Genomic DNA, 6,497 nt, shown 5'->3' with positions numbered 1-6,497 from the left:
GAGGAGCGGCGGCTAGAGGAGGCTGAGGCCCATTACCGCCACGCCCTCACCTGTGCCGGGAAGGCCGGCGACGCAGGTCTTGCGTCATTGTCAGCTACTGGATTGGGAAGAATTCTCATCGAGGTCGGGCGACAAGTCGATGCGATCGGCGTGCTTGTTTACGCAGCCGCGAGCTGGCATGAGATAACCGGAGTATGGCCGTCCGAAGGTCTTTCCTGGCTGAAGCGCATTGGCCGCCAGATCGCCAGCGATGAGTACGAAACGGCATTCCGCGCCCACGCCCCGGCTGAGCTCGCGCAGGCACTCAGAGCGGAGATCGACCGGGTCGAGGAGCCNGGCAACGAGGCATAACGCCCATAGTCAGGGCGCCTTCGCCGTCTGCAGCCACGGTCAGNGAGGCCGAAAAGTGATCAAGGTGGTGACGTCGGGCCGACGTGGTGAGCGTCGGACCCGGCGTGCGGCCTGGTGCAGGGCGGTGGAGGTGGGATTTGAACCCACGGAGGGGTTGCCCCCTCACACGCTTTCGAGGCGTGCGCCCTCGGCCACTAGGCGACTCCACCGTAGGCAAGCTTACCGGACGTCCCGACGGTCCGGTTCGCGGGGGTCGTCAGGCCGGTCCCAGGGACTCGTCGCCGCCGGCCGGGCGTCGGCGTGCGGTTCCGCGGAACCGCACGCCGCGGGGGCGACGGCTCGTGCGTCAGCGGCGGATGCGTGGGAGAGCGGCTACCTGGTTCTTCCATAGGGTTCGGCGTCCGATTTATCCCTATGGAAGAGACAGGGGGCGCCGCTCCCATGCACACTGCCGACGGGCCGACGGGCCGACGGGCTAACGGGTGGGTGGGCGGCGGCGGGCGGCGAAGAAGTCGGCGAGCAGGGTGGCGCACTCGGCGGCGCGGACGCCGGAGATGACCTCGGGGCGGTGGTTGAGGCGGCGGTCGCGCACGACGTCCCACAGCGAGCCGACCGCGCCGGCCTTGTCGTCGACGGCGCCGTAGACGAGCCGGTCCACCCGGGCGAGCACCAGGGCGCCCGCGCACATCGTGCACGGCTCCAGGGTGACCACGAGGGTGGCGCCGGACAGCCGCCAGGAGCCGGCCCGGGCCGCCGCCGCCCGCAGGGCGATCACCTCGGCGTGGGCGGTCGGGTCGCCGTCGCGCTCGCGGGCGTTGCGGCCCTCCCCGAGCACCGTGCCGTCCGAGGCGATCACGACCGCGCCGACCGGGACGTCGCCGTGTTCCGGCGCCAGCCTCGCCTGGGCCAGCGCGAGGCCCATCGCCGCCGTGTGGTCGGGCGGCCCGCCCGCCGGGCCGTGGCCGTTCGCGGCGCCGTGACCAGTGGCTGTGCTGTGGTTGCGTCCGCCGGGTGGGGCGGGATCAGCCACGGGCGTCGTCGAGGATCTCTCCGGCGCCGGCCCGCTCGCTCAGGGCGCTGATCAGATCGGCGGGCAGCATGCCCTCCTCGCCGATCAGTTCCAGCAGCGCCTCCTCGGAGGTGCCCAGGTCGACGAGCAGGTCGAGGTCACCGACCGGGGCCGCCTGGGTCAGCGCGGAGGTGTCGTCGTCCTCGTCGTCCTCCGTGGCCAGGCCCGCCATCGACGGCAGGGCGTCGGCGAACAGGCGCTCGGCGAGCTCGGAGGTGATCAGGACCCGGCGGTCGGAGAGGAAGACCTTGGGGTCAGGCTCGTCGGCGCCGAGCCGGACGATCGCGAGGTACTCGTCGTCCTCCTCCAGGAAGGCCACGATGGTGTCGTCACCGAAGTCGCGCATCGTGTCGGTGAGGGCGTCGAGATCCTCGGCGCCCGCCGGGTCCAGATCGTGCACCGACCAGCGGCCGTGGTCCCGCGCGATCGCGATTGCCTTCGTTGTCACTGTGCGCCCTCACGTCCCTTCTGCAACCGCGTGGTGCCTGGCGGCCGGCCGCTGCTCGGCCAGGGTCCCGGGCCCCGCGCGGCCCCGGCCGGATCGGTGGCCGGCCGTACTCCGCCTGTGATTCTCGTCCCGAGGGCCGGTCTTGGGTATTCCGGTTCACCCCGTCGGGTGAGTTCTACCGCGACGCCGGGTTGATTCCCCCATGGTGGTCCGGTTGGCACCCGTTCGCACACCGGGAGGTAACACGAAAGTTCCGCCGGCGCCGGCCGGCCGGTCACGCGGTTTGACCTGCGGCGATGGCGTCTGGCGTGCAGACTCGGCCACGACGGGGGCGACGGTGGCGCGCCGCCGGCGGCAACGGCGCCGATCAGGACGTAACCGAACGGAAGCGGGGGTGGTCTTCGTCTCCCGGCACCCTCGTGGCACTGTAGAAAGCGCGATGACGACATCATTCCCGCGCAGGTTCACCGCCCGGACCCAGGCCGCGCTCGCCGTCGAACGCCTGGCGGCCGAGGCGTCGCGTCGCCTCGGCCGCGGTTCGGGGGAGATGATCGGCGGCAAGCTCGCCCTGCGGGTCTCCCCGGGGGCGCTGGCCGAGGTCGGTTCCCACCGCCGCACCGCCTGCGTGTCGGGCACCAACGGCAAGACGACCACCACCCGGCTGCTCGCCCGCGCGCTGGGCACCCTCGGGCCGGTGAAGTCGAACAGCGGGGGGGCGAACATGGCGCCCGGCGTCCTCGCCGCGCTCTCGCGACCCCCGTTCGACGCCGCCGCCGCCCTGGAGGTCGACGAGATCTGGCTGCCGAAGGTGGCCAGGGAGATCCTGCCGCGGGTCGTGCTGCTGCTCAACATCAGCCGTGACCAGCTCGACCGGTCCAACGAGACCCGGCGGATCGCGTCGATGTGGCGGGAGCTCGGCGCCGAGCTGCCGGACGCCACGGTGGTCGCGAACGTCGACGACCCGCTGGTCGCCTGGGCGGCGGCCGGCTGGCGACGGCAGGTGTGGGTGTCGGCCGGCCAGAACTGGACCGCCGACGCGATGGTCTGCCCCCAGTGCGCCCGCCTGCTGCACCGCAACGAGGCCGGCTGGTGGTCCGAGTGCGGGCTGGCCCGGCCCGAGCCGATCGTCGCGGTCACCGGGCCCCGGGAGCTGCTCTGGTACGGCCGCACCATCTCGGCCCACCTCGACCTGCCCGGCCGGGTCAACCTCGGCAACGCGGCGATGGCCGCCGCCGCGGCCCGCGAGCTCGGCGTCGAGGTCGAGGCGGCGCTGGCCGCCATGGCCGGCCTCGGCGACGTCCAGGGCCGCTACCAGGAGGTCGCCCTCGGCGAGCAGGGCCGCCGCGGCCGGCTGCTGCTGGCGAAGAACCCCGCCGGCTGGGTGGAGATGATGGAGCTGCTCGCCGACGCGCCGCCCCGGCCCGTCGTCATCGACTTCAACTCGCAGACCGCCGACGGCCGGGATCCGTCCTGGATCTGGGACGTCCCCTTCGAGCGCCTCGCCGGCCGGCAGGTGCTCGTCACCGGCGGGCGCAAGGAGGACATGAGCGTGNGGCTGGCCTACGCGGAGGTGCCGCACAGCGTGCACGCCAACGCCGAAGACGCGGCGCTGGCGGCCAACGAGAAGGTGGTCGACGTGGTCGCCAACTACACGGCGTTCCGGGACCTGCTGGTCCGGAGTTCCCGATGAGGCGCAGCTCGGCGACCCGGATCGCGCTGATCTACCCCGAGCTGCTCGGCACCTACGGGGACGGCGGCAACGCGATCGTCCTCGAGCAGCGGCTGCGCTGGCGGGGCCTGCCGGTCGAGGTGGTCAGCGTCCCCGCCGGCTCGCCGGTGCCGGAGAGCTGCGACATCTACCTGCTCGGCGGGGGCGAGGACGCCCCGCAGGTGCTCGCCGCCGACGGCATCCGGCAGAACCGGGCGATCGTGCGCGCGGTGGGCTCGGGAGCGGCCGTGCTCGCGGTCTGCGCCGGCTACCAGGTGATCGGCGCGACGTTCCCGTCGGGCGGGGAGATCCACGAGGGGCTGAACCTCGTCGACATCGAGACCCGCCGCTCGTTCGCGCCACCCGAGACGCCGCCGCCCGGACGGGCCGTCGGTGACATCGTCGTCGAGCCCGATCCGCGCCTCGGCCTGCCCACCCTGTACGGCTACGAGAACCACGCCGGGCGCACCAGGCGGCTGCCCGGGGCCGGCGGCTTCCCGCTGGGGGTGGTGCGCCGCGGGATCGGCGACGGCGACGGCGGCACTGAAAGTGGTGGTGGCGCTGGCGGTAGTGGCGGTGGCGGAACCGACGGCATCGTCGACGGCCGGGTCATCGGCACCTACCTGCATGGGCCGGTCCTGGCGCAGAACCCGGCGCTCGCCGACCTTCTGCTGACCTGGATCCATGGCGAGCTCCCGCCGCTGGACGCCCCCCGGGAGGCGCAGGTGTTGCGCGAGGCCCGCCGCCGCGCGCTCGCCACCCCCTGACCCCGACGTCGGTCCGCTGACCCGTTCGGTCACGTGGCCNCCGCGGCCGAAGGAGTAGGTCCGAGNGTCATCTGGTCGCCCGTTTTCGGCGTTTCCCGGCTACCGGTGTGGTTCGGTTGGATCGTGGCGTCGAATCCCCTTGCCGGCTGGTGGGGCAAGAACAAGCGAACCGTACTCATCGTCGGGGTCGTCATCGTCGCGCTCTGGGTCTTCGTCGAGCGCGGCAACGGCCCGAAGACCAAGCGCATCAGCATGCCCAAGGACTACGGCTCGGCCGACCGGGAACTGCTCGTGCACGCCCCGTCGAATCCGAAGGATCCGATCCCGCTGGTGCTGATCCTGCACGACGACAACGTCGACGCCAAGNCCCTCGATCATGACAGCGCCGCCGGCTCGGTGGCGAACGCCCGCAACTTCGCGGTCGCCTATCCCGAGGCGGTCGGCGGCACCTGGCGGATCGACTCCCCGGACGGCGCCGACGCGAAGTACCTGCGCGACGTGGTCAGCTACGTCTCCGCGAAGAAGACCAAGGTCGACCCCAACCGGATCTACGTGTGGGGCGTCGGCGAGGGCGCTCGGCTCGCGCTGACCGTCGTCTGCGGNGGCGCCAAGCCGATCTTCGCGGCCGTCGGCGTGGTGGGACAGTTCACGCAGGAGCCGCAGTCCGCCTGCCCAGGTCGGGCGCCGGAGGCAAGGGTCGCCGAGACCGACTGGAACAAGAAGGTCAGCGAGACGCTGTGGACGGCCTCCGCCAAGCACCACCTGGGAGCCTGAGCCCGGCCTTCCACGGGCCCCAGCGGCCGCGTACGCGCCCGGGACGGGTGGGTAGAAGCAAGAAGGGTCCGCCGATGCCGCCGGGAGGGGGGTAGCGGCATCGGCGGACCTCTGCGGCCGGGTGGAACCCGAGGGCCCGCCGGCCTCCCGCTGCGGATGGGGGGGGAATCCGAGGGAAGGCCGGCGGGGTCGGGGGCCTTCCGGCCGGACGGACGTCAGATGGGGGGGAGATCTGACGTCCGTCCGGCCGGAAGGAGGCGTTGCCCGGCTGGCGCTGAAGCGAGGTCGGGTCGGTGAGGCTGCGGGCGGTGTCAGGGCTCGCGTACTGGAGCTGGTCCCGGCTCGGCCGGGACCGCGACGCCACGGATTTCGGGCGCGTGGACCGGGTGCAGGTACGGGTGGTCCGGCGTTGTCTCGGGATCAGCATCTCGGGGTCAGCCGCGTCGTGGGACTGCATCCGGGGCAACGGCGATGGTGACCCGGACGGGTCGGCGATGCGCGCCTTTCGCCTGCCGGGGGGAGCAGGCCCGGCGGGGCGGGCACGACGGGGTGCGGAACGACGGGGCAGTCACGACGGGATGCGGAACGCGAGGTCGACCGGCTGCCTGACCGCACGCGCGACCGGAGGGGGGAGGCCGCGTCGCGGTCGGCTCGAGGCTGGACGGGCTTCGTCGTCCTTCCAGCCGAACGAGGTGACCACCGGGTGGCCGGCGCTGCGCCGCAGGGCACGGTGCGCTGGCGTGGACGCTCTTAGACGCGTCCGACGTAGTAGGAGGTGGTGTAGATCGACTGGAGCTTCACGACGCTGCCCGTGTGCGGGGCGACCCACATCTTGCCGTCGCCGGCGTAGATACCGACGTGGTAGATGTCCCCGGGCGAGCCGAGGAAGATCAGGTCGCCGGGCTGCTTGTTGTACTGCGACACCCGGGTGGTGGCGGCGAACTGGGCGTCCGTGGTCCGCGGCAGGCTCTTGCCGAGCTGCTTGAAGACGTACTGGACCAGCCCTGAGCAGTCGAACGAGCTCGGGCCGTCGGCGCCGTAGACGTACGGCTTGCCCGCCTGCAGGGAGGCCAGGTAGACGGCCTTCGCGCCGATCGAGCTGGACGGAACCGGCACGGACACCTGGGTGGAACCGACAGAGACGCCGCCGGCGAGGCTGCCCAGGCGGGAGGAGAGGCCGGCGAGCTGCGGGGCCCGCTGCGGGCGCACGTTCAGGGTCGCGTCGTTGACCGAGTGGGCGGACTGCAGGGCGTCGGTGCCGTCGAAGATCGCCGTGACGTTCGTCGTGGTGAGCACCCGCGCCGTGTAGGACGCGTATCCCTGTGCGTTCGTCTGCAGGTGCTTGAAGGTGGCCCACCCGGTGGGGAGCTTCACCTGCAC

At 72.4% G+C, this 6,497-nt stretch carries 4 protein-coding genes, 1 tRNA gene and 5 pseudogenes; 6 read left to right on the top strand and 4 right to left on the bottom strand.

Annotated elements, in window-relative coordinates; translation table 11 throughout:
• Nucleotides 1–473: 473 nt before the first annotated feature.
• The 3 genes from FF86_RS28240 to FF86_RS28230 all read right to left on the bottom strand — a co-directional run bounded on the left by FF86_RS28240 (nucleotide 474) and on the right by FF86_RS28230 (nucleotide 1,868).
• Nucleotides 474–560: transfer RNA gene (locus FF86_RS28240), tRNA-Ser, on the bottom strand.
• 266 nt (nucleotides 561–826) lie between these two features.
• The gene (gene tadA, locus FF86_RS28235; protein WP_044888163.1) at nucleotides 827–1,273 is read right to left on the bottom strand and encodes a tRNA adenosine(34) deaminase TadA; all 447 of its coding nucleotides are present in this window, start codon (nucleotides 1,271–1,273) and stop codon (nucleotides 827–829) included.
• A 100-nt stretch (nucleotides 1,274–1,373) separates the two neighbouring features.
• The gene (locus FF86_RS28230) at nucleotides 1,374–1,868 is read right to left on the bottom strand and encodes a tRNA adenosine deaminase-associated protein (RefSeq protein ID WP_044888149.1); all 495 of its coding nucleotides are present in this window, start codon (nucleotides 1,866–1,868) and stop codon (nucleotides 1,374–1,376) included.
• Nucleotides 1,869–2,307: 439 nt separating this feature from the next.
• Here FF86_RS28230 and FF86_RS28225 point away from each other — a divergent pair.
• The 6 genes and pseudogenes from FF86_RS28225 to FF86_RS59590 all read left to right on the top strand — a co-directional run.
• Nucleotides 2,308–3,420 (top strand): annotated as a pseudogene (locus tag FF86_RS28225) (MurT ligase domain-containing protein); the annotation flags it as partial.
• Between the two features lies 1 nt (nucleotide 3,421).
• Nucleotides 3,422–3,558, top strand: a pseudogene (locus tag FF86_RS59605) (DUF1727 domain-containing protein); the annotation flags it as partial.
• Complete coding sequence (locus FF86_RS28220) at nucleotides 3,555–4,343, top strand: type 1 glutamine amidotransferase (protein ID WP_044888147.1); 789 nt, start codon at nucleotides 3,555–3,557, stop codon at nucleotides 4,341–4,343. The pseudogene FF86_RS59605 and the gene FF86_RS28220, both read left to right, overlap by 4 nt.
• Before the next feature lie 252 nt (nucleotides 4,344–4,595).
• A pseudogene (locus FF86_RS64460) lies at nucleotides 4,596–4,709 on the top strand (plasmid partitioning protein); the annotation flags it as partial.
• A gap of 1 nt (nucleotide 4,710) precedes the next feature.
• A pseudogene (locus FF86_RS59595) lies at nucleotides 4,711–4,945 on the top strand (plasmid partitioning protein); the annotation flags it as partial.
• Between the two features lies 1 nt (nucleotide 4,946).
• Nucleotides 4,947–5,117 (top strand): annotated as a pseudogene (locus FF86_RS59590) (plasmid partitioning protein); the annotation flags it as partial.
• A gap of 750 nt (nucleotides 5,118–5,867) precedes the next feature.
• On the opposite strand, the gene FF86_RS28210 reads toward FF86_RS59590, so the two are convergent.
• Nucleotides 5,868–6,497: C40 family peptidase (locus FF86_RS28210; protein ID WP_055871262.1), on the bottom strand; the 630-nt coding region annotated here is incomplete at its 5' end.

Origin of the sequence: Frankia sp. CpI1-P, assembly GCF_001421075.1 — a bacterium.
Classification (GTDB): Bacteria; Actinomycetota; Actinomycetes; order Frankiales; family Frankiaceae; genus Frankia; species Frankia torreyi.
The sequence above is the reverse complement of the archived record's forward strand: the minus strand, read 5'-3'. Positions and strand labels throughout refer to the sequence as shown.

Excerpts from the sequence above, each read along its gene's own strand:
- tadA (WP_044888163.1), bottom strand. The coding sequence starts at position 1,273 with ATGGGCCTCGCGCTGGCCCAGGCGAGGCTGGCGCCGGAACACGGCGAC.
- FF86_RS28220 (WP_044888147.1), top strand. The coding sequence starts at position 3,555 with ATGAGGCGCAGCTCGGCGACCCGGATCGCGCTGATCTACCCCGAGCTG.